Genomic DNA, 23,121 nt, shown 5'->3' with positions numbered 1-23,121 from the left:
GCCCAACCCTTAAACTGATGGGAGGTAAAAACAGCAGAAGACTAAGGACAACACGTGAGTCGAACGCACACACCGCGTCACGCTGACAAACATCAGAACACTGAGGCACCAGAGGTGACCGAAGGAAAGCGCAATGACCGCACTGACCGCCGCCCACCTCTGGGCCCTGACGCCCGTAAAACCCTCAGCACGTTCGGTGTCATCACCGCCGTGCACACCATCGCGACGGTGCTTTTCAGTGCCGCCTTGGCTGTGATTATTGCCCGCGCAGCACACGCCGGTTTCGCCGCTGTTGCCGCCGAGCACGCGCGCCTCAAAGAGACGAGCGCCCCGGACGTGTACCGCGCCTACATTGAGTTCTCGGGCTCCGCACAGGCGCAGCTGGAGGCGCACGGCGGCTGGCTGCTCGGCCTCGGTGGTATCTTCGGCGACGCAGACACCATTACCCCCGGCCTGATTGCGGTCGCCGTGGCTGCCCTGCTTGTCCGCTCGGGTACCGACTACCTGCTGGCTGTGAGCGCGCAGCGTGCCGCCTCCGGGGCGAAGTCTCAGATTCGTTCCTCGCTGCTCAAGCGTGTGCTCGCCACCGGTGGCGCAGACACCCCCGAGGGTACCGGCGCGACCGCTGTGTTGCTGTCCCGCGGCTTGAACGCCCTGGATGACTACTACACCAAGACCCTGACTGCGTTCGTGTCCACCGCGATTGTACCGTTCATCCTCTGGGTCGTTGTGGCGTCCCTGGACTGGATGAGCGCCATGGTCCTGGCATGTACCCTGCCGCTTATTCCGGTGTTCATGATCCTGATTGGTAAGAACACCCGCGACGAAACCGCGGAAGCGCAGGCTGAACTGCACCGACTCTCCGACCATATTCTGGAGCTGGTACGCGGCCTGCCCGTCATTATCGGTCTGGGCCGTGAACGCGCGCAGACCCGCGCCATGAACGCCCTCGGTCAGCGCTACCGTGAACGCACCATGCAGACCCTGCGTAGCGCATTCATGTCTTCGCTCGCGCTGGAGCTCATCACCACCATTTCGGTGGCGCTGATTGCTGTGCTGATTGGTGTGCGCCTGGTCAACGGCACCCTGGGCCTGGACACCGCAATTCTCGTGCTGTTGCTGGCTCCCGAATGCTACCAGCCGCTGCGTGATGTGGGTGCCGCCTACCACCAGTCGGAGGACGGCGTTGCCGCCCTGCGTAGCGCTCAGAAGATTATTGATGCGCCCCTGCCCGCCGCCGCTGCGGACTCGGCAGCGCAGGATTCGGCAGCGCAGAAGGCTCAGCCTTCCACCATCGCTGTGGAGGACCTGTCGGTGAGCTACCCGGCGCGTCCTGCGGTGCTGACTAACCTGTCCCTGAACTTGGACCGTCGCGTTGCCACCGCCCAGGGTGAAACCGCCCAGGGTGAGCGCGGTGCGGTTATCGGCGTGATGGGTGAATCCGGTTGCGGTAAGTCCACCCTGCTGAACGTGTTCTCCGGTGCCGTGCGTGAAGGTCTGGTGCCCACCGGCTCGGAGGAGCCCGTGCACCTGACCGGTAGCGTGACCGGTCTGGGAACTACCCTGGTTATTCCGCAGTCACCGGTCTTCACCGCGCCGACCGTGCAGACCGAAATGGCGCTCTACGCACTCAGCGCCACCGAGGCGGAGCGTGAGCGTGCAGCCGCTCTGCTCGGCGAAGCGATGGACTCCAAGAAGCTGTCCGTCACCGATGCCGAGTCCGCGCTGCTGGTTGGCCCGCTGGCTCAGCTGGGCATGCAGAAGCTGACCGCCCTTGAACCCGGTGCCCTCAGTGCAGGTCAGGCGCGCCGCCTCGCCGTGGCACGTACCCTGGCTCGTGCCGAGGCTATCTACCGTGCCGGCGGTGAGCAGACCGTGCTGACCGTCCTGGTGGATGAGCCGACCGCGCACCTGGACGCCTACTCGGCATACCTGGTGACCCGCGCCCTGCACCGCCTGGCGGAACTTGGCGCAACCGTGCTGATCGTGACCCACGAGCAGGAACTCGCCGCTGGCTGCGACACCCTCGTTCGTGCCGTGCAGACCGCCCAGGGCTACACCTGGACCGCCGAGGCGAACACCGCCCGCGTTGCGGTTCCCGCGCAAGCCCCCGCGCACCTGCTCAAGGACAGGGCAGAGTACGAGGCTGAAAGCACCGCCCTGGCGGGCGCCTCCGCAGCTGCCGAGGTCAAGGAAGCTACGCCTGCCGGTCTGTTCGCAAGCCTGCGCACCCTGAAGGAACTGACCGGTATTGGTGTTCGCGCCGCAACCGGTCCGGTAATCATGGCTGCGATTACTTCCCTGATGGCTGCGGCGTTGACCGCGCTGTCCGGCTGGCTGATTGTTCGCGCCGCCGAAGGCCCGGCAATGATGTACCTGATGGTCGCCATTGTGGGCGTGCGTTTCTTCGGCCTGGGTCGTGCCTGCGCCCGCTACGCTGAGCGTCTGATGACCCACTCGAAGGTTCTTGCCGCCGCAAATATTCTGCGTCTGCGCGCCTGGGTTGGTGCATGGCAGAGCGTGAGCAGCGTGCGTGCCCTGCTGCGTGGTGACGCGCTGCTCGAACGCCTCGTGGGCGGTATCGATGAGCTGCGTGACGGCGTGCCGCGCGTTATTATTCCGCCTGCCGCGCACCTGCTGGTCATGACCGCGGCGCTGATTACGACCGCGTGCATCCTGCCGCAGGCTCTGATTCCGGTTCTGCTTGCCGTGCTGGTCAGCACTTTTGTGGCTCCGTGGATTGTGCTCCGCGCCGATGCCCGCGCGGAGGCGCTGGCTCGCCGCTCCACCGCGCAGATGCTGCGCCTGGGTACCGGCATGCTCTCGGCGGCTGAGGACCTGCGCGCTAACGGCGTGGCAACCACCACTGAGAAGGCTAACGGCGCCCTGGACGCTGAGAATCTGTCCGCCCTGCAGAAGGGCTCGACCGCTCAGGGCGTGGGCCGTGCCCTCGTGACCCTCAGCTGGTTCGGTGCGGCTCTGGCGAGCGCAATCATTGCGTACCCGCTGGCTGTTGACGGCACCGTGCGTGCCCCCGAAGCCGCGATTGTGGTGCTGCTGTGCACCGGCATGCTGGAAAGCTCCCTGGGCCATGTTGAGGCGGTCCGCTCCTGGCCCGCGTTCAGCCGCCTGCTGGCGACGATTGCCCCGAGCGTGCGCGACGTATCCCTGGAGGGTATTGTCGCCACCTCGACTCTGAAGCGTTCCGTGCCGACCGAGGCTGAGGTGGACACTCACGTTCTGCCGCGTCGTGCTGAGCGTCTGCGTGCCCGCGCGGAGGCTGAGATGAAGGAGCTGCTGGAGGCTGACCGTCAGCGTGCCCACCGCTTTGACCGTCCCGAATCTGCGGCTGGTTCTAAGAGCGATACCCCGCGCCCGCCGAAGCCCGGTGAACCCACCCTGGTCAGCTGCGGCACCCCGCAGGAACTCGGTGTGAAGGTTACCGAACCCGCCCTGAGTCTGCAGGACGGTTCCGCCCGCTGGCCCGGCATGGACCACCCGGTCTTCGCACACCTGAACCTGACGGCTCGCGAGGGCTCCTGGACCGCGGTGACCGGCCCCTCCGGATCCGGCAAGTCCACCGTGCTGGCTACCCTGTTGGGCTTCCTGCCCCTGGAGTCGGGCCGCATCGAGGCCTCCGGCGAGGCACTGGCCCCCGAAGAGCTGCGCGGTTACGCGGCGTGGTGCCCGCAGGCGGCGCATATCTTCGAGTCGACCCTCGAGGGTAACCTGCTGCTGGCCCGCGACCGTTCGGATCGACCGAGCGAGGAGGATCTCATCGAGGTTCTGCGCCGCGTGGGTCTGGGCGAGTGGTTTGACGCCCTGCCGAAGGGCCTGCGCACTCCCGTGGGTGCCGGCGGTTCCTTCCTGTCGGGCGGTCAGCGTCAGCGCCTGGCGGTGGCTCGCGCCCTGCTGGTGAACTCGCCGGTTCTGCTGCTGGATGAGCCGACTGCGCACCTGGATGCCGAGTCTGCCCGCGCGCTCATGGCCGACTTGGATGCGGCAACCCGCGCCAGCTCGGTGGCCACGGTCCTGGTGTCGCATCGTCCCGAGGATGTCGCCCACTGCGACGAGGTGGTTCGCCTCTAAACGCACCCGGGCGCAGGCACCGCGTGCGAGATTGAACGCAAGAAACTGCCCGCAAGAAACTGCGAGGAAGGCCCCGGTACTTCACGGAAGTACCGGGGCATTTCTGTGTGCGCAGATAGTTCTGAGTGTTTATATCTCCGCGCGGATAGGTTCGGGTGAGGGGGGGAGAGAGGAGGGAGCTAGACCCAGCCGAGTATCTGCGCGCTCAACCGCAGTAGCATGAGGGTCATAACGATAACGAGCACGCGGCGAATGAATCGTTCGCCCAGGTGAATTGCGGTGCGGGCACCAACCCAGCTTCCCGCCATGTTGGCGCATCCCATGGCGATTCCGAGGAGCCAGTGAATTGAGCCCAGCGGAATGAAGTAGAGGAGCGCGCCGAGGTTGGTGGCGGTGTTGAGAACCTTGGCGGCGGCGGTCGCGTGGAGCATATCGTAGCCCATGGCTATCTGCAGGGCGACGAGCATCATCGCGCCGGTGCCAGCCCCGAGGATGCCGTCGTAGCCGCCCAGAATCAGACCCAGCGCAAAGCCGCGCACTAGGAACGATGAGGTTGTGAGCGCGCGAGACTGTCCGCGAGGTATGCGCGGTTGTAGCACCGAGAAGACGAGGATAGCGGCTAGAACCACCACAATGGCGGGGCGGAAAATATGTGCCGGCAGGATTGTGGCGCAGTAGGCGCCGGCGGCGGAGGCGCAGAACGCCACGAACGCTACGGGGAGTAGGATTTTCCACGGGATTTTGAGTGAGCGAATATAGGTTGAGGCACTCGTCAAAGTGCCCATGGAACTGGCAACTTTATTGGTGCTCAGGGCGGCGACGGGTGAGAATCCGGGTGCCATGAGCAGTGCGGGGAGCTGGATCATGCCGCCTCCGCCCACGACAGAGTCGATGCATCCCGCGCAGAAGGCGGCGAGCAGGAGCACGATAAATAACTCTGGTGTGACGGACAGTAAATCAAGCACGACAAATCCTCTAGGAATAATGCGTCAATGAATGTGTGCTGTGTTACTTAAGGTACACCACATAAAAGCCGGGGGTGAAGACACACACAACGTGTCTTCACCCCCGGCTTCGTTAACAACCTAAGGTCAAAAGGCCGTGAACGGCGCGCCTAGAAGAGCTTTTCACCCTCCGGGCTAACCGCCATCGCAGCAGAAACAGCCGCATAGTTCGGGCCCACAATGCCGATGCTCTGAGTGAGCATCACACCGGAACCATCACGGGCACCGTGCTCAGTCGGCAGGGAACGAGCCACACCGCCGGTGGACGCCGCCTTCGCCGGGCCCACGCCCACCCACGCCAGAGCCAGCTGGCTCTCACCGGTGAGGAATCGGTGCGCACGCACGCCGCCGGTCGCGCGGCCCTTCTGCGGGTACTCGCTCAGGGCGGTGACCTTGGCGCTCGCCAGGCCGTCCTTGCCGTTGGTGACGGTCACGACCTCCGCCGCGTCGCCGGGCGCGGTCACGCCCAGGGCGATGAGGCGGTCACCGTCGGCAAGCTTGATGCCTGCGATACCGCCGCCGGTGCGTCCCTGCGGGCGGACCTTTGCCGCGTCGAAGGTCAGTAGCTTCGCGTCGCGAGTGACGAAGGTGAGCACCATATCATCGGTGGGGCAGGGGGCGGCGGCTACGATTTCGTCGTCGTCCTTGAGCTTCATGATGTCCCACTCGGTCTGGTTCAGCGGGTAATCCGGGTTGAGGCGCTTGATCACGCCGCCCGCGGTTGCCAGTGCCAGCACCGTGTTCAGCGGTACGAGGGCGACCAGCTTCTCACCCTTGGCGAGCTGAACCAGCTCGGCGGCCTTCACCGCCGACGCCATGGAGGGGGTGCCGCCGTTCTCGTCCAGCACCGCAATGTCCATGACGGACAGGCGCACCATACGTCCTGCGGAGGTGACGGCACCAATCTCGCCGCGCGCGGTGGTCGGCACAATCGAGGTGAACACGTCGTGCTTGAAGCGCTTGCCGGGATCCACGAGCGCCTCGCGGATGGGCTTGCCGGGGGTGCGTCCCATCATGCCGGAGGCGGAGAGCAGAACCCAGCAGGGATCGTCCGCGATTTCGAGGGCGAGGCCCAGGCTCTTCTTCGCCTTGGACTGCGCGGTGACCGCCTCAATGGCGACCTGCATGTCGTCCTTGGTTTTGAGCTGGGTGCGGCGGTCGGTGCCGTAGCGTTCGGCAACCTCGGCGAGCTCGTCGGAGACCAGTTCGCGCAGTGCCGCATCGGAGCCGAGGATACGCTGCAATTCCGCAATTTCCTGCTGCAGGGTGTCGCGTTCTGCCTCGAGTTCCAGGCGGGAGTACTTGGTGAGCTGGCGCAGGCGCAGCTCCAGGATATGGTTCGCCTGGGTGTCGGTCAGATCGAAGACGACCTTCAGCTTTTCGCGTGCCTGAGCGGTCTCGTCAGACTCACGGATGATCTGGATGACCTCGTCAATGTCGAGAATCGCCACGAGCAGGCCCTCGACCAGGTGCAGGCGGTCGGTGCGCTTGCCCAGGCGGAATTCGGTGCGGCGGCGGACCACGTTCAGGCGGTGGTCAATGTACACGCGCATCAGGTCGAGCAGGCCGAGGGTCTGCGGCTGACCGTCCACGAGCGCCACGTTGTTGATGCCGAAGGAATCCTCAAGCGGAGTGTGCTTGTAGAGGGCGGCGAGCACCGCCTCGGGGTTGAAGCCGTTCTTAATCTCGATGACCAGGCGCAGACCGTTGGTGCGGTCGGTCAGGTCGACCACGTCGGAGATGCCGGTGAGCTTCTTGGAGTTGACGCCGTCCTTGATCTTTTCGATGACCTTTTCGGGGCCGACCATGTACGGCAGTTCGGTGACGACAATGCCCTGCTTGCGGGGGCTGATCTGCTCGATGGAGACCTTCGCACGGGTCTTGAAGGTGCCGCGGCCGGTTTCGTAGGCGTCACGGATTCCGCTCAGACCCACGATGGTGCCGCCGGTGGGCAGGTCGGGGCCGGGAATGAACTTCATGATGTCTTTGAGGGTCGCCTCGGGGTGCGCGATGAGGTGGCAGGTACCGGCGATGACCTCGCGCAGGTTGTGCGGCGCCATATTGGTTGCCATACCGACCGCGATGCCGGTAGTGCCGTTGACGAGCAGATTCGGGAACGCGGCGGGCAGCACGGAAGGCTGCATGAACTGGTTGTCGTAGTTCGGTACGAAGTCGACCACGTCTTCTTCGAGGTCCGCGGTGAGCGCCTGCGCGGCGGGTGCCATGCGCGCCTCGGTGTATCGGGCGGCTGCCGGGCCGTCGTCGAGGGAGCCGAAGTTACCGTGACCGTCCACGAGGGGCAGACGCAGCGCGAAGGGCTGAGCGAGGCGCACCATCGCGTCGTAGATGGCGGCGTCGCCGTGCGGGTGGAGCTTACCCATGACCTCACCGGTCACGCGGGCGCTCTTGACGTGGCCCTTATCGGGGCGCAGACCCATCTGCTGCATCATGTAGAGGATGCGGCGCTGCACGGGCTTGAGGCCGTCGCGGGCATCGGGGAGGGCGCGCGAATAAATCACCGAGTAGGAGTATTCCAGGAAGCTGGTTTCCATCTCGGCGGATACGTCGATGTCGACGATATTCTCTACCACATCCACCGGGTAGTCGCTGACGGCGGATTTGGATCGGCGAGCCATATATCTCCTCGTGTCGGTGTGTTTTCGCTCCTCCTATTTTAGCGGGTGGTAGCGGATGAGACGGGCTGGTTGGTCGGCGTCATCTGTGGGGTGCGCCAAGGCGGTTGCGGGGCAGTAACCGAAGCATACCGGGGGATTGCACACCGTCATATGAGCCTGTATTAGCGTGGTCAAGTAGCACAGCCCGGCTGGAACCCTCTAAGGTAGAGGGGAGTAATACCTAACCGCCTTCATCGTGTGCGCCGACCGACGTCGCCTCATGAGGGCACCGCACGAAAGAGGTACGATGTACGCCACCACCCCCGAACGCGAGCAACTGGTCGCAGACATTAAGCATGCCGGTTTCTACCCCGACCTCGTGCTGGAAGTGGTGGATGACGCGCTGGCGGGCATGAACCCGGACGCGCACTTCGTACAGCATGAAACCCACTTCTCCCGCGATGATTTTCACCGCCACATCACCGTGATGGTGCTCTGCGGCGAGCACGTCATCTTTGCGCACCTGGACGACCAGCACCTTGAAGGTGACGCGCAGGGCACCGTGGCGCATGTGAGCGTGGAGGCGGTGCACCTGAGCGCCCTGAACGCGGTCACCATCAGCTATGGTTTCAGCCAGCCGCAGGCGTACAACGCCGGTAGCACCGCCCCGACTGAGATTTCCTTCCAGATTGCGTGGACCGGTTCGCTGCACATGGAGTTGGCTCCTGCCGGTTGCCAGGATCCGCAGTGCAATGCCGACCACGGCTTCACGGGCGATGCGCGCCGTGAGGATATTGCGGTGCGTGTTTCTGCGACCGCTGACGGCCCGGAGTCGGTTCAGCGTGCGCAGCATTTTGCCCGTGCTCTGCACCGTGCCCGCATGTACGCAACCCGCCGATAAGCACCACCGATAAGCACCGGTGGTAGCGCTCGCCGCACAATAACAGCCCGCACAGTATAAATCCCTCGCGGCGCCCCGTACTTTCACACACCCGCCACACCCCTGAGAGGACCTTATGACGGTACAGACCACCCTGCACGATGTTCTGGGCGCGCCGTTGCCTCCCGCGCCCGCCTACGGCAGCAATAGCATTGCCGATGTGCTGGAGTCCGCCTCCTCTCTGGTGGCTCAGCGAAGCCTGGCGCGCCCCGCGCACGCGCTAGATTCCGACCCGGCGTTCAACTCTGTTGCCGACCCGCTGAACCTTGCCGGCCGCCTCGCGGAGCAGGACGTTGATCCGGCGTCGTTCCGCCACGCCTGCGTGATCATGGTGGACGGCCTGGGCGAGCAGCTGCTCAACAGCTACGGCGGCTACGCGCCCGCCCTGCGTAAGACCCTGAACCTGGGCCCGCTGGACGCCGCGTTCCCCACCACGACCGCCGCCTCCCTGACCTCGCTGGGCACCGGCACGGCACCCGGCGCGCACGGCATTGCCGGCTACGAGGTGCGTAACCCGGCAGGTAATGGGGGAGTGGGCTCGGTCATGAACCACCTGTCCGGCTGGGATCAGTCGGTGGACCCGCACGCCTGGCAGCCGCTGCCGACCGTGCTGGAACGCCACCATACGAACCGCCGCGTGCTCACCATTTCGCTGGGTAAGTACCGCGGTACCGGCCTGACGGAGGCGGCGCTACGCGGCGGCGACTTCGTGGACGCCGTCGGCTACAACGCCCGCGTCACCTACGCCCTGGAGGCGCTCTCCAGTCGCACCCCCACCACCGTGTACCTGTACTGGGGCGAGATTGACGCGGCGGGCCACCGCTACGGCGTGGGCAGCGACGAATGGCTACAGCAGCTGGAGGAACTGAACTCGGCGCTGAAGCGTCTGGCGGAGCGCGCCCCGGCGTGGGCGGCACTCTTCGTGACCGCCGATCACGGCATGGTGAACGTGCCCGAGCATCAGCGCATCGACTACTCTGGCGTGGAGGAGCTGACCCGCAATATCGCCATGACCGCCGGTGAACCGCGCGCCGTGCACCTGTACCTCGAAGACACCTCGGAGGCGGCACGCACCGCCACCGCTCAGCGTTGGGCGCAGTACTGGGGCGAGCGCGCCTGGGTGATTGACTCTCGCGAGCTGATGCGTGCCGGCTACTTCGGCCCGGTCATCACGGATGCGGCGCGCGGCCGTATTGGCGACCTGATGGTGTGCGCTCGCGATGACTGGGCGCTGTACGATATGCGCCACTACCAGGAGCGTGCCCTGCACATGGTTGGTCAGCACGGTTCGCTCACGGACGCTGAGCGTCTGGTGCCGTTGCGCATGCTCAAGACCTTCTAAGATTCGGAAGAGCCCCGCTCAGCGGATACAGGCTGAGAAGATAGAAAAGCCGCCGGTTATTCACGCGAATAACCGGCGGCTTTCGTATGTCTAGATGCTCTCGTCTTGATGCCTCTATCGGGCGGCGCGAGGGCGGTCGCTTACTTGCGGCCGCCGAAGATGATGTCGTCCCAAGCGGGAACGCTCACGCGCTGCTTCTTCGAGGAAGACTTGGGCTTCTCCGATGCGGGAGCTTCAGCAGCTTCTGCGGGTGCGGATTCAGCCGGTGCTTCAGCAGGCTCTTCGGCGGGTGCGTGCTCGCTGTAATCTTCCGGTGCCGGATGCGCCGCGGGGGTGTGTGCGGCGGGTGCACCGGTCAGCGGGCCGCGGGCAGATGCAGCCTCGGCGGGCGCTTCAGTAGCGGGTGCTGCGGGTGCCGCAGGCTCTGCAACCGGTGCGGGTTCTTCAGCCTTCGGAGCTTCTGCCGGTGCAGCAGCTTCGGGTGCCTCAGCGGGCTGAGCGGACTCGCGGTGCACGAACACCTCGGGCTCCTCAACCTGCGCCGGGCGCACCGAGCGGGCGCGCTCCAAAAGCTCCTTGAGCTTACGCTCATCAGCGCTCTCAGAGGAAGTAAGGGGTGCCGGTGCGGGCTCGGGTGCCTTCGGCAGGCGGGCGGGAGGAACCTCCACGGGAGCCTTCTTCGCGGCGGCGGCAACAGCGTCCTCACTATTGCCCATCAGGAAGTACGCCGCCTCATTCGAAGCGTACAGGCCCTGGTTTGCCGGGTTGTACACCCAACGTGCGGGGAAGACGACCTGCGCGGGCAGGTTCTGACGCACCGAATCCTTCAGCGCAATATCAACCTCAACGCGCCACTGGCCGTTCTCCTGCTGGCGGGTGGTCCAGTCCTGGGTTGCGTCCTCAAAACCGTAACGCTCGGAGACTTCCTCAATGCGGGCGCTCAGGGTCACGGGAATCTGTGCGGTACCCGAAGCGGAGCTGCGGCGACCAATCTTCACGCTCTGAGCGGCACGAATAATGTGGGCACGCTCAGCAACGATCGGCCACTCGTAGCGGCGCACGCGCTCCGGCTCCCAACCGGACTCTTCAGCGATTTCCTCAACGGAGGCACCCTGACGGAAACGGGTCTGAATATCGCGCGGACCGTAGGTGCCCTTAGCGCCCAGACCGCGGGCGGGCTGAATACGGCGAGCCTTGGTGATGCTCGTGCGCAGGTTCGCGTCAATCGGCAGCAAGAAGCGGGTGCCGTCAGCAGACTCAAGCACCAGATTTTCGCCGTCATCGTGAACGCCAATCAGACGCAGTTCAAGCATGAGAACCTCCATAGGTGAACCGGACGCGTTCGTGAATGTGTTGCACGGAACGCAAACTACCTTCCAGGGTACCGTGAAAGCGCGGTAAATCAGTAGCGGAGGCGGGATTTTCCCCAAAAAAAGATGTACTTTTCGGACCGAAAAAGCTAGAATGTGACGCCTAAACCGTCCAAAGCCTACCCAGGATTAGACAAATAGGGTGCCAATGGTGAACAATACCTGGCATGCCGTCGGGGTTAAATCCTCACCAGCGGCACCTAGAGCACTCATTAAACCAGCGTGGCCTAGTTCAACACACAGCCACAGAACCAACGGAGCGTGAAAGTTTGGCAACTGATTACGATGCACCTCGCAAGCAGGACGAAGAGCAGAACGAAGAGTCCTACGAGGAGCTGAACGCCCGCCGTTCCGAGATGCAGTCCGGTGCGGTGGACGAAGACGAAAACAGCGCAGCAGAAAGCTTCGAGCTGCCCGGTGCTGACCTCTCCAACGAGGAGCTGAACGTTGTTGTTCTGCCCGCTCAGGACGACGAGTTCACCTGCGCATCCTGCTTCCTGGTGCGCCACCGCTCGCAGATTGCACGCGAAGAGGGCGGCCTGTCCTACTGCATCGAGTGCGAGGGCTAAAACTTTAGGGAAGGGCTAACACCCACCCGACATACACCTCATGACGGGGCGAGTGCCGAGTGCACCCGCCCCGTTGAGTATGTGAAAGCCGCGCACGCAAGAACAGCGCCGCGTCGCACCCAACACGGCACGCCGCGGCACGCGCTGAACGCGAACACGCAACGAAAACACCCCGCAGTAGAGCCTCAACACAGCGCGAGGTGATGGCACAGACACCCGCGAAAGGTTAGAGTATTGACCATGATGACCCCCGTAAACGTCCACATTAAGCTGCTCGACCCCGAGCTGCCCGCACCCGCCTACGCAAAGCCCGGCGACGCCGGCGCTGACCTGCGCTCCCGTATCGACTTCGAACTGGAACCGGGCGAACGCGCCCTCGTACCCACCGGCGTGGCAATCGCCCTGCCCGAAGGTTACGTTGGCCTGGTGCACCCGCGCTCCGGCCTGGCAACCAAGAACGGTATCACCATTGTGAACGCACCCGGCACCGTTGATTCCGGCTACCGCGGCGAGCTGATGGTCACCCTGCTCAACACTGACAAGACCAAGTCCTTCCACGTGCAGCGCGGCGACCGTATCGCCCAGCTGATCATTCAGAAGTACGAGCACGCAACCTTTACCGTGGTGGACGAACTGGATCAGACCGAACGCGGCTCCAGCGGCTTCGGTTCCAGCGGAATCCACTAGTCTGCTCTCACCGCGAAAACCGCACGAGAGAAGAGAAGAAACCCCCGCACCCTGCGTGCGGTGAAAGTAGGAATACCATGTTCGGATTTGGTAAAAAGAAGCACGCCGAGGAGGCTGAAAAGGCCGCCATCGACAAGGCTGTCGCCGAAGAGATTGAGGAGACCAACGTCGAAGTTGAGGAGCTGAAGGAAGAGGAGAACTCTCCCGAGGTCATCAAGTACGACCGCGTCAACGGCCCGCACGATATTGAAGAAGTCACCGCCGAAGACCTCGAAGACTACGTCGACCTGGGTGCGCTGCGCATCAAGTTGCTCGACGGCATGAACCTGCGCCTCGAAACTGACGACGCAACCGGCGCGGTTATCGCCGCAACCATCACCCGCGACGGCGCAACCCTGCAGGTGCAGGCATTCGCCGCACCGCGCACCACCGGCATCTGGGACGATATCCGTCACGATCTGACCGAGTCCGTCGCATCGCAGGGCGGCATCGTCGAAATCTACGCCGGCGTATTCGGCGCCGAGATGCTGACCCGCCTGCCCGCCGTCACCCCGGACGGTCAGCCCGGTGAGCGCATCGCCCGTTTCGTGGGTGTGGACGGCCCCCGCTGGTTCCTGCGCGGCGTCATCTCTGGCGCGGCTGTGCTCGGTGACGATAAGGCTGCCGCCTCCGTGGAGGAAGTCTTCCGCACTGTCGTGGTGGACCGTGGCGACGAGCCGCGCCCGCCGCGCGAGCTGCTGCCCATGACTCTGCCCGCCGACCTGGTCGTTGCGGCTGAGGAAGAGCCCGCCGTGGAGGAAGAAACCGAGAACGAGCACAGCAAGCTGCGCCCGATGCCTCGCCGCGGCCCTGAGATTACCGAGATTGGCTAATGCCTGAGTTCTCGAACTACTCGAGTGCGCTTGCGGTTCCTGAGAAGCAGATTCTTGCTCCCGGGTACCCCGAGCGCTTTCGCGTACGCCTTGCCGGACGCGTGGAGCAGGTATGGCTGCCTGCGCTGCAGGATAAGCCGATGTACCGTGCCGAGCTGGTGGTGGCTAAGTCGAAGCCCCTGCAGTGGTCGAGCCCGCTGGCGCTGATTGGTATGCCGATTGTGGAGCCGCCCGGTGAGGATTTCGAGGAGGAGTCCGAGGACCTCGAGAAGCAGCACCATTTGAACACGGCATCTTTGGCGACTGTGGCGGTGCAGGAGCCTCACGAGGTGTCTTTCCCACCGTATGCGCCGTTCAACCCGGGCGATAGGGTGCTGCTGAAGTGGCAGGGGCAGCGGATGGTGCCCGGCGTGCTTGCCGGTGCCTTGCTGCGCTGTTCCGGTGTGGTGTCGGTGAGGGCTCATCAGCCGGTGATTTATAACCCGCGCTATGAGATCGTGCCGCAATTCTTTGCTGAGAAGGGAAAACATGAGCGCTGAGCAGTCTTCGACCCAGCCCGATCCGAACGCTAACCCCGCAACTAGCCCGGCTGATGACCCGGCGCGGGAGGAAAATCAGCTGGCGCAGAGCCTGAGCGCCTCCATGGGTGCGAATATGCGCCGCACCGCCAACGGCGATGTGGATATTCTGCACGCTATCGGCGGCTGGCGCGGCCTGGTGGAATCCTCCCTGCCCGCTGTGGCGTTCCTGGTGTTGTTCACCGTGACGAAGGAACTGAACCTGTCCCTGATTGCGGCGCTGGCTGCGGCGGGCGTGTTCACGCTGATTCGCCTGGTGCAGGGCTCTAAGCTGGTGAGCGCGCTGACCGGTCTGGTGGGCGTGGCAATTTGTGCGTTTGCGGCGTACCGTACCGGTAATGCGAGCGACTACTTTGTGGTGGGCTTCTGGACGAACGGCGTGTACATCCTGGCGTACCTGCTGTCGATGCTGGTGCGTTGGCCGATTACGGGCCTGATTTTTGCGGTCATTCGCGGTGAGGCGCTGAGCTGGCGCCAGAACCCGGTGCGCCTGCGCCAGTACATGCTGGCGACCTGGATTATTACCGTGCTGATGATGCTGCGCCTTGCCGTGCAGGTGCCCCTGTATTTTGCGAATAATGTGGAGGCGCTGGGGGCGACCCGCCTGATTATGGGTCTGCCGCTGTACGCTTTGGGTGTGTGGCTGGCGTGGCGTGTGTCGGCTCCCGAGGAGGCACCGGTGAGCGAGGACCCCGAGGCTGTCGAAACTGCCGAAGCTTCCGAAGCTGCCGAAGTTGACGGTTCAGAAAGCCGCTAACTCCACAACTTCATACATAGAAGAACTTCGTAGAAGTACGCGAAAGCCCCGGTACCCGTGACCGGGGCTTTCGCCTCCTCAAAAACTTACGTATAAACGCTATGCGAACAGTGCTATGCAAACAGTGCGCGGATCTGGTCCTCACCGGCAATGGTCGTGATGAAGAACAGCTCGTCGCCGCTCTCAATCGCCACGTCGGCACTGGGCGGGATGGGGGTCCCGTCACGCAGGATCGCGGTGAGTACCGTGTCGGCGGGCCACTGCACGTGGTCCACGCGGTAACCAATGACGGGGTGGTCATCCGGCACGGTGTACTCGGCGAGGGTCGCGCCGCCTGCCTGCAGGGTCAGCAGGCGCACCACATCACCGACTTCCACGGCTTCCTCGACGAGGGCGGTCATTAGACGCGGGGTAGACACCGCAACGTCCACACCCCAGGAGTCGTCAAAGAGCCACTCATTACGCGGGTTGTTCACGCGCGCCACGGTGCGCGGCACACCAAACTCACTGCGCACCAGCAGGGAGACCATCAGGTTTGCCTTGTCGTCACCGGTTGCGGCGACGACCACGTCCGCCTTGTTCGGGTGCACCTGGCGCAGCACGGACAGTTCGCAGGCGTCACCAATATGCCAGCGCACACCGGGCAGATCGGCGCGTTTCTTGACTTCGGGCTTGGAGTCGATGATGGTCACGTCGTGGCCGTTCATCATGAGCTCTTTAGCGATGGAGGCACCCACGGAGCCAGCACCAACAATGAGGACCTTCACTTACTTCTCACCTTTCGAGGAATCACGATGGCGGCCGATGAGTTCGAGGGGGTCGGGCAGCTCCGGGGGAGTGTCACCGAGGTGGAACTCATGCTCGACAACGGGGCCGTCGTTGTGCTTCTGCTCGGCGGGTTTCTTCGGGGCGTGGGGGTGCTTGCGGTGGCCCGAGGCGGGGGCATAGTCCACCTCCACTTCTTCGTCTTCAACGCGCGGCGGGCGGGAGAGAATACGGGTTACGTCCGCAACGTCGTCGGTGCGCATCATGACGTGCACGCTATCGCCCTGCTGGTAGGCGCTGTCTGGGCGGGGGAGCATGCCCTCACCAAAGCGGGTGATGTAGGCGATGCGTACCCCGGCGGCACGTTCGATACTGGTCAGGGCGTGACCCGCCCAGCCGTCGTCGAGCGGAATCTCGGTGAGCATGAGGCGGCCCGAGGGTTCACGGAAATCACCCTTGAGCGCCTGCTCAGGTAGCAGGCGGCGCAGCACCTGGTCGGTGGACCAGCGCACCGAAGCGACCGTGGGAATGCCCATGCGCTGGAAGAACTCGGCGCGGTTCGGGTCGTACACACGCGCCACAACGTTCTTCACCTTGAACATTTCGCGTGCCACACGGGCGGCAATAATATTCGAGTTATCGCCCGAAGAGACGGCGGCAAAAGCGTACGCCTCGGTGATACCGGCACGCTTGAGGGTGTCCTCATCGAAGCCAACACCGGTCACCAGACGGCCCTCAAAGCCCTTACGCAGCGGCTGGAAAGCACGTTCGTCCTGGTCAATGACGGCGACCGTATGCCCCGAAGCTTCCAGAGTGCGCGCCAACATGACGCCCACGCGCCCGGCACCCATAATGACGAAGTGAGGCATACAACCCTCCGAATGTGTTGATGTTTTGTGTCGATAAGGCGTTACCGCCTACCCCTACCAGTGTAATGGGCGGGTGAGCCTCCGCGCCGATGCTCCGTGATATTCCGCTCGCCATGCCCACTATTCGGCTGAATAAAATTGAGCTTTGAAGCCGCGACCTATAGCCTTAACAGCGTGAGGAATCGTTGGGATAAGATGCGCATCGCCCTGACCGGCAGGCCGGTCAGCACGCGAAATCTTTCGGCTGTCAATCTGCCGAAGCGCTACGCCCTGCCTCTTTTCGGTGCCGACGGCATCTCCTCGGTCGCCTACGCCGCCGACCAGATGATTTTGACCCTTGCCGCCGCGGGTGCCTCTGCGCTCGCTTTTTCGCCCTGGATTGGTTTGGGGGTGGCGATGGTGGGTCTGCTGGTGATTGGCACGTACCGGTACAACATTAATCAGATTGCTTCTGAGGGCGATATTCAGCTGGTGCACCGCAAACTGGGTGCGCTGCCGTCGATTGTGATGGGCGCTTCCTCGCTGATGGACTATATGCTCACAGTGGCGGTGTCGATGTCTTCGGCGTCCTCGTTTTTGGTGGCGTTGTATCCGCAGATTCAGGATTGGCGCACGCACATTGCTGTGCTACTCATTGTCGCGCTGACGCTGTTTGCGCTGCGTGGCGTGCAGCTGCTGGGCAAGATTGCGTACTGGCCGCTGTACGTTTTCTTGGCGCTGTTAGGAGCGACCCTCATTGTGGGTTGGATTCGTGCCGCGACGGGTACCCTGCCGCTGGCTGAGTCGGCGACCTACGTGATTGCCCCCGAATACCACGATCATGCCCTGGAAGGCTTGGCGCTGGTGCTGCTTCTGGCGCGTTCGTTCTCCGCCGGTGTGGTGGCGTTCTCGGGTGTTTCTACGATCTCTAATTCTGTGAAGTATTTCCGCCGTCCGAAGAAATATAACGCGGCGGTCACCATGATGATGATGGGCCTGATTACCTCGGTCCTGCTGGTGAGCCTGCTCGGTTTTGCGGCGGCAACCCGCGTGCACATGGTGCACGATACGACCCGTTTCTTGTTCATTGACGGGCACGCGCCGGGGGAGTACTTCCACCAGAAGCCGGCGCTGTACCAGGTGGCTTTGGCGATTTATCAGGGTGTTCCGTTCTTCGCGCAGCTGCTGGTGTTTGCCACGGTGGGCGTGCTGATTATTGCCTCGCTGACTGCGTTTACCGGCTTCCCGGTGATTGCCTCGTCGCTGGCTGATTACCAGTACCTGCCGGTGTTCTTCCGCAGCATGGAATCACGCGGCCTGTATGCGAACGGTGTGCTGGCGCTGTCGGCATTCTCAATTTTCCTCACCACCGTTTTCGGCTCGGACGTGTACTCGCTGATTCAGCTGTACATCGTGGGCATGTGCCTGTCCATGGTGCTGGTGCAGCTGGCGGTGGTGCGCTACCGCATGCGCCTGCTGCGTATTACTCTCGCACAGATGCCGCGTCGCGCCCTGCTACGTGATATCGCTGTCTCTGCGGTGGGCGTGGTCGTAACCGCCGCGGTGCTGGTCATCGTCGTGGTGACGAAGTTCGCCGCCGGTGCGTGGCTCTCCCTTGGAATGATTGCCCTGATGGTTGGAGGTATGGTTGTGACTCGCCGCCACTACGATGCGGTGGATGCCGCCCTGGACGTCCCCCTGAACGCCGAATCCGTTGCGGATGTGGCGGCCCTGCCTTCGCGTGTGCACGCCATCGTGTACGTGGAGCGTGTGCGCCGCCCGGTGGTTCGTGCTCTCTCCTATGCGCGTGCCGGTCGCCCCTCCACGATTGAGGCGCTGACGGTCAACAACGACCGGGCCGCCCTGGAGGTCGTGAAGAAGCGCTGGTACGCCCTCGGTATTCCGGTGCCGCTGTCGGTCATTGACTCGCCGTACCGTGACGCGGTGGATGCTGTCGTCTCGTATATTCGCCGCCGCCGCAAGAAGTCACCGCGCGATATTTTGGTGGTCTACCTGCCGGAATTCGTGGTGGAGCACTGGTGGCAGCGTCTTCTGCACCGCCGCACGGTGCGCCGCCTCAAGCAGGCGCTTCTGCATGAGCCAGGCGTTATGACGGCAACCGTGCCCTGGGCGATGCACGAGGATGAGGTGTATGATGAGATTTTTGATCAGCGCCTGCAGGGTAAGGACTCGGCTACCAATGAGCTGACCGCAGAGGCTGATACTGACGGCTCTGCGGCTGCAGTCGCCCCGAAGATTACTCGTTCAGCCGGTGGTGGCCGCGAGCTGATTCAGAGCAACCGCCACGCGGTGTACCGCGGCCGCCTGCACGAGGCGGACGCTGTGGCGCGCGAGAAGAAACGCCAGCCATAATATTCGCCCGGCGCCCAGCATGACTGCCCAGCGCCCAGAAATATTTGCCTGGTGCCCAGTATGATTGCCCAGTGCCGAGCCCGGTCAATTGCCCCGCAACTTTGCTTGAGCACCCCGCATAGCGCCTGGACTTTGCCCTTTACGCCCTATTCGGTACCCCTAGCGGGGCGTCGGAATCGGAATAAAGATACAAACCGGTGTAAAATAGTTCACATTAAGTGATTCTTTAGGAGACAATGCTGTGACTCACACTGCTACCACGCCTGCCGCCTCCAAAAAAGTAGACGGATACAGCGTCGGGCAGACCCTCACCGTCACCTGTGAGGCACCCGCACACGGCGGCGCCTTCGTAGCGCGCACCGAACAGGGCGTCATCTTTGTGCGTCACGGCATCGTCGGCGAACAGGCTGAAGTGCGCATCACCGCAATCGGCCCCAAGCGCCGCTTCTACTTCGCGGACGTTATTTCCGTACCCGTACCCTCCCTGGCGCGCCGTGCCCACCCCTGGATTCAGGCGGATGCGCTCGCCACCGAAGAGGAACGCGCCGCAGCAACCGGCGTACCCGAACTACTCGGCGGCATGGAGTACGGCCACATCAACCTGGATGAGCAGCGACGCTACAAGACCGATATCGTCCGCACCCAAATCAACCGCCTGGGCGGCCTGCCCCTCGAATCGCCGTTGCTGACCAACCTCATGGTTGAAGAGCTGCCCCTGCGCGATAACAACGAGGGTCTGTCCTGGCGTAGCCGCGTGCGCTACAACGTGACCAAGGTCCGCGCGCACAATAGCGAAGAGCAGAACGGCGGCAAGAAGAGCCCTGCCGTCACCTGGCGCGTCGGCATGCACCCGTACCGCGCCTCCCAGCCCGTACCGGTCGTCGACTTTCCCCTCGCCGCCACCGAGTTGCGTAACCTGCAGCTTGAACAGCTGAACCTGCGCGGCGTACGCGAAGTCGAGGCGACCGTCTCCTCCCGCGGTAGGGTCCTGCTGCAGTTCATCGTCGACCCGCGCTTCTCCGTCGAGGAGGTCGCTAAGGACATCGAACAGCAGGCATCCGACGCCTGGGGTCTGCTCGCCAAGCGCAAGATTTCGCTGTTCTTTACCCCGCAGTCCACCTCCAACGGCAAGCCCAAGCGCCGCCGCCCCGGTTCCGCCCACAGCCCCTACCGCCGCGTACCCGAAGGCGACCAGCTGCTCGGCGCGGGCCTGCGCTCCGTCACCGAAGAAGTCACCTTCGGCTCCCGCCGATTCAGCTACCAGGTATCCGCCGGCGGCTTCTGGCAGATTCACCGCGCTGCCCCCTCCACCATGGTCGGAACCATGCTCACCATGCTCCGCCCGCAGGAAGGCGAATGCACCCTCGACCTGTACGCCGGCGCGGGTCTGTTCACCGCCGCGCTCGCGGACGCCGTGGGCGCCACCGGCACCGTGGTCAGCATTGAGGGCTCCCCGGTGACCCATAAGGATGCGCGCTCGAACTTCGCGCCGGATGGCTGCTCCCGCACCGAGAACTCTGCGGACACCCGCATTGAGGTGATTCGCGGCGACGTGGCACGTCACCTGGTGGACTTGAAGACCGCCCTTGAGTTTGGCGAAATCCCCGCCATTGATGCGGTGGTCCTTGACCCGTCCCGTGAGGGCGCGAACCGCACCACCTTGGAACGCCTGGATGCGCTGGACCCCAAGCGTATTCTGTACGTGGCGTGCGATCCGGCATCCCTGGGTCGTGACACCGGTATTTTGCGTGAGCTGGGTTGGGATATGGTGCAGCTTCGGGCGTTTGATATGTACCCGAATACGCATCATGTGGAGACGGTTGCGCTTTTTGAGCGTGCCCCGGCGAAGCCTCGTCCGCGCCGCCGCCGCACCAAGTAGTGCGGAGAGTAGCGCGAGGCTAGTAGCCGTAACAAAGCAGCAAATAATCGCCGTGTTGGACGGGTTGGGCTGTTCACCAGCCTGCCCACTAGGGGTTATTTCAGGCCGTTTTCGCTCAACCCGGTGCGTCTTGCTCTGCGGGCGCATAAATCTGCTTTTTGGCATCGTAAACGGTAGAATCATTGAAGAACCAACGCACGGAATGAGCCGTGCCCCGACCTTGAGGAGTGTGGGTGTATGTCCGCTGAAAACGCATTGCCGCAGGAGGAGACCCCGAATAGCGCCGCCGGTGGCGCACCCACCGCCGACTACAGCATTGGCGATGGTGCCACTGCCAAGTTGCTCCCGGGTATTCAGTCCCCGGCGGACCTGCAGAACCTCAGCTACGAGCAGCTGGAGGAGCTCTCTAAGGAAATCCGCCAGTTCATCGTAACGAATGTGTCGGCGACCGGCGGTCACCTGGGCCCGAACCTGGGCGTTGTGGAGCTGACCCTTGGCATTCACCGTGTCTTCGAATCTCCCAAGGACAACATTCTTTTCGACACCGGCCACCAGTCCTATGTGCATAAGCTGGTGACCGGCCGTCACGCGTTTAAGACTCTGCGCCAGAAGGGCGGCCTGTCGGGCTACCCGGATCGCGGCGAGTCTGAGCATGACATTATTGCGTCTTCGCACGCCTCCAGCTCGATTTCGTGGGCTGACGGTATTTCTCGCGCGCACAAGCTCAACGGTGAAGATGACCGCTACACCGTGGTCCTCATTGGTGACGGCGCGCTGACCGGCGGCATGGCGTGGGAGGCTGTGAACAATATTGCTGCCGACCGCACCCGCAAGGTCGTGATTGTGGTCAACGATAACGGCCGCTCCTACGCGCCGACCATTGGCGGTTTCGCGAACCAGCTCTCTGAGCTGAAGCACGGTGTGCAGCAGCAGGTGGATCGTGTGCGCCTCGATCACCGCTACGACCACGCACTGGATGCGGTGCGCATCGGTCTGCAGCGTGGCGGCCCCGTCGGTCAGATGGTGTACCGCGGCCTGCACGGCATGAAGGCGGGCATTAAGGACGTCGTCGTGCCCAAGGGTATTTTTGAAGACCTGGGCATGAAGTACGTGGGCCCGATTGACGGCCACGACCAGCAGGCTGTGGAGAACGCACTGACCGCGGCGAAGAATTACGCCGGCCCGGTGATTGTGCACGCCATTACCGAGAAGGGTCACGGCTACGCGCCCGCCCGCGCGAATGAGGACGACCAGTTCCACGCGGTGGGCCAGATTGACCCGCTGACCGGTGAGGATGTTTCGACCAGCACCTCCGAGTCGTGGACCGGCGTCTTTGGCCGCGAAATTGCAGATATTGCGGACGAGCAGGAGAACGTCGTTGGTATTACCGGCGCGATGCTCATTCCCGTGGGTCTGCGCGAATTCCAGAAGCGCCACCCCGAGCGCGTTATTGACGTAGGTATTGCTGAGCAGCACGCCGTGGCGATGAGTGCCGGCCTGGCGTACGGCGGCATGCACCCGGTGGTTGCCCTCTACGCAACCTTCCTGAACCGCGGCTTTGACCAGTTGCTCATGGACGTTGCCCTGCACAAGGCGGGCGTGACCGTGGTGCTGGACCGCTCCGGCATTACCGGCCCGGATGGTGCAAGCCACCACGGCATGTGGGATTTGGCGATGCTGCAGTTCATTCCGGGTCTGCACCTGGCGGCTCCGCGTGATGGCGCGACCCTGCGCGAAGAGCTGCGTGAGGCTGTAGCTATTAACGACGCACCGACCGTGATTCGCTACCCGAAGGGCTCCGTTGGCGAGGACATTCCCGCCCTGGAGCGCCGCAGCGATGGCGTGGACGTGCTGGCACGCACCGGTGAACCCCACCCGGAGACCGGTCAGCGTGACGTGCTGTTCGTTGCCGTGGGCGCTATGGCTCGCGTGGCTCTGGAAGCTTCCAAGGTGCTTGCCGCCGAGGGTATCCAGTCCACCGTGGTTGACCCGCGCTGGGTGATGCCGGTGCCGTCTTCAGTCATTGAGCTGGCTCGCGATCACCGCATTGTGGTGACCATTGAGGACGGCGTGCGTTCCGGCGGCGTGGGTTCGCGCATCCGCCAGGAAATGCGTGCGGCTGGCGTGGACACCGCGCTGAGCGAGCTGGGTCTTCCGGCGGAGTTCATTCCGCACGCTTCCCGCGAGCAGATTCTGGAGGAGGTCGGTCTGACCGCGGAAACCATCATCGCGGACCTGCGTGCGCAGCTGGCTGGCGATAAGGTTCCGTTCGCTCGTGAAGAGGGCCAGAAGCCGCGCCACACCCGCTAAGCGGTCGTATCTGAGTGCCGCCTGAGCACGCCGCAATAGTAGGCATCAGTAGCCGTGGGCACCATAGACAGCAAGAAGCCCCGCCCATCACGACTGAACTGCCTCCCGTTTCTTGGACAACGA

General features: G+C 63.5%; 16 protein-coding genes. 11 read left to right on the top strand and 5 right to left on the bottom strand.

What is annotated here, in order from left to right:
- The first annotated feature begins 114 nt into the window (after positions 1–114).
- Positions 115–4,089: a thiol reductant ABC exporter subunit CydD/CydC gene (locus tag HMPREF2971_RS08390; RefSeq protein ID WP_246825103.1), complete on the top strand. Its 3,975-nt coding sequence runs from the start codon at positions 115–117 to the stop codon at positions 4,087–4,089.
- Positions 4,090–4,268: 179 nt separating this feature from the next.
- On the opposite strand, the gene HMPREF2971_RS08385 is transcribed toward HMPREF2971_RS08390, so the two are convergent.
- Positions 4,269–5,054 carry a sulfite exporter TauE/SafE family protein gene (locus HMPREF2971_RS08385; protein WP_070692490.1) on the bottom strand — a complete coding sequence of 262 codons (786 nt, stop codon included), beginning with the start codon at positions 5,052–5,054 and terminating at the stop codon, positions 4,269–4,271.
- A gap of 149 nt (positions 5,055–5,203) precedes the next feature.
- A complete protein-coding gene (locus HMPREF2971_RS08380; RefSeq protein ID WP_070692487.1) occupies positions 5,204–7,729 on the bottom strand; it encodes a DNA gyrase/topoisomerase IV subunit A in 2,526 nt (841 codons plus the stop codon).
- Positions 7,730–8,015: 286 nt separating this feature from the next.
- Between HMPREF2971_RS08380 and HMPREF2971_RS08375 the strand changes: the two genes are divergently transcribed.
- Together HMPREF2971_RS08375 and HMPREF2971_RS08370 are read left to right on the top strand one after the other, a co-directional pair.
- A complete protein-coding gene (locus HMPREF2971_RS08375) occupies positions 8,016–8,609 on the top strand; it encodes a DUF5998 family protein (RefSeq protein ID WP_005506389.1) in 594 nt (197 codons plus the stop codon).
- Between the two features lie 115 nt (positions 8,610–8,724).
- Complete coding sequence (locus HMPREF2971_RS08370; protein WP_070666993.1) at positions 8,725–9,990, top strand: alkaline phosphatase family protein; 1,266 nt, start codon at positions 8,725–8,727, stop codon at positions 9,988–9,990.
- A 140-nt stretch (positions 9,991–10,130) separates the two neighbouring features.
- Here the strand turns inward: HMPREF2971_RS08370 and sepH are convergent, their stop codons facing one another.
- Positions 10,131–11,303 (bottom strand): septation protein SepH, encoded by a 1,173-nt coding sequence (gene sepH / locus HMPREF2971_RS08365; RefSeq protein ID WP_210389025.1) that lies wholly within the window; start codon positions 11,301–11,303, stop codon positions 10,131–10,133.
- A 326-nt stretch (positions 11,304–11,629) separates the two neighbouring features.
- Here sepH and HMPREF2971_RS08360 point away from each other — a divergent pair, with 326 nt between their 5' ends.
- The 5 genes from HMPREF2971_RS08360 to HMPREF2971_RS08340 all read left to right on the top strand — a co-directional run bounded on the left by HMPREF2971_RS08360 (position 11,630) and on the right by HMPREF2971_RS08340 (position 14,823).
- On the top strand, positions 11,630–11,929 hold the full coding sequence (locus HMPREF2971_RS08360) for a DUF4193 domain-containing protein (protein ID WP_005506382.1): 300 nt from the start codon (positions 11,630–11,632) through the stop codon (positions 11,927–11,929).
- A 240-nt stretch (positions 11,930–12,169) separates the two neighbouring features.
- The gene (gene dut / locus HMPREF2971_RS08355; protein ID WP_049354821.1) at positions 12,170–12,616 is read left to right on the top strand and encodes a dUTP diphosphatase; all 447 of its coding nucleotides are present in this window, start codon (positions 12,170–12,172) and stop codon (positions 12,614–12,616) included.
- Positions 12,617–12,693: 77 nt separating this feature from the next.
- Positions 12,694–13,488: a DUF3710 domain-containing protein gene (locus HMPREF2971_RS08350; protein ID WP_070484226.1), complete on the top strand. Its 795-nt coding sequence runs from the start codon at positions 12,694–12,696 to the stop codon at positions 13,486–13,488.
- Complete coding sequence (locus tag HMPREF2971_RS08345) at positions 13,488–14,027, top strand: asparaginase (protein ID WP_070484229.1); 540 nt, start codon at positions 13,488–13,490, stop codon at positions 14,025–14,027. Before HMPREF2971_RS08350 ends, HMPREF2971_RS08345 begins: the two co-directional genes overlap by 1 nt.
- Positions 14,017–14,823, top strand: coding sequence for a DUF3159 domain-containing protein (locus HMPREF2971_RS08340; RefSeq protein WP_070692484.1), 807 nt, complete (start codon positions 14,017–14,019; stop codon positions 14,821–14,823). The genes HMPREF2971_RS08345 and HMPREF2971_RS08340 overlap by 11 nt, the downstream gene beginning before the upstream one ends.
- A 113-nt stretch (positions 14,824–14,936) precedes the next feature.
- On the opposite strand, the gene HMPREF2971_RS08335 is transcribed toward HMPREF2971_RS08340, so the two are convergent.
- Entirely contained in the window at positions 14,937–15,590 is a 654-nt protein-coding gene (locus HMPREF2971_RS08335) for a potassium channel family protein (RefSeq protein WP_070692481.1), read from the bottom strand.
- Positions 15,591–16,457, bottom strand: a complete 867-nt coding sequence (locus HMPREF2971_RS08330; protein ID WP_070692478.1) for a potassium channel family protein — start codon at positions 16,455–16,457, stop codon at positions 15,591–15,593. It lies immediately after the preceding gene.
- 195 nt (positions 16,458–16,652) lie between these two features.
- On the opposite strand from HMPREF2971_RS08330, the gene HMPREF2971_RS08325 reads away from it, so the two are divergent.
- The 3 genes from HMPREF2971_RS08325 to dxs all read left to right on the top strand — a co-directional run bounded on the left by HMPREF2971_RS08325 (position 16,653) and on the right by dxs (position 22,998).
- Entirely contained in the window at positions 16,653–18,809 is a 2,157-nt protein-coding gene (locus tag HMPREF2971_RS08325) for an APC family permease (RefSeq protein WP_070692475.1), read from the top strand.
- A gap of 241 nt (positions 18,810–19,050) precedes the next feature.
- Positions 19,051–20,688, top strand: a complete 1,638-nt coding sequence (locus tag HMPREF2971_RS08320; protein WP_012903711.1) for a class I SAM-dependent RNA methyltransferase — start codon at positions 19,051–19,053, stop codon at positions 20,686–20,688.
- A gap of 237 nt (positions 20,689–20,925) precedes the next feature.
- Entirely contained in the window at positions 20,926–22,998 is a 2,073-nt protein-coding gene (gene dxs, locus HMPREF2971_RS08315) for a 1-deoxy-D-xylulose-5-phosphate synthase (RefSeq protein ID WP_083314101.1), read from the top strand.
- The last annotated feature ends 123 nt before the right edge of the window (positions 22,999–23,121 follow it).

This window comes from Rothia sp. HMSC066G07 (genome assembly GCF_001814485.1).
In the GTDB taxonomy this organism is placed as follows: domain Bacteria; phylum Actinomycetota; class Actinomycetes; order Actinomycetales; family Micrococcaceae; genus Rothia.
The sequence above is the reverse complement of the archived record's forward strand: the minus strand, read 5'-3'. Positions and strand labels throughout refer to the sequence as shown.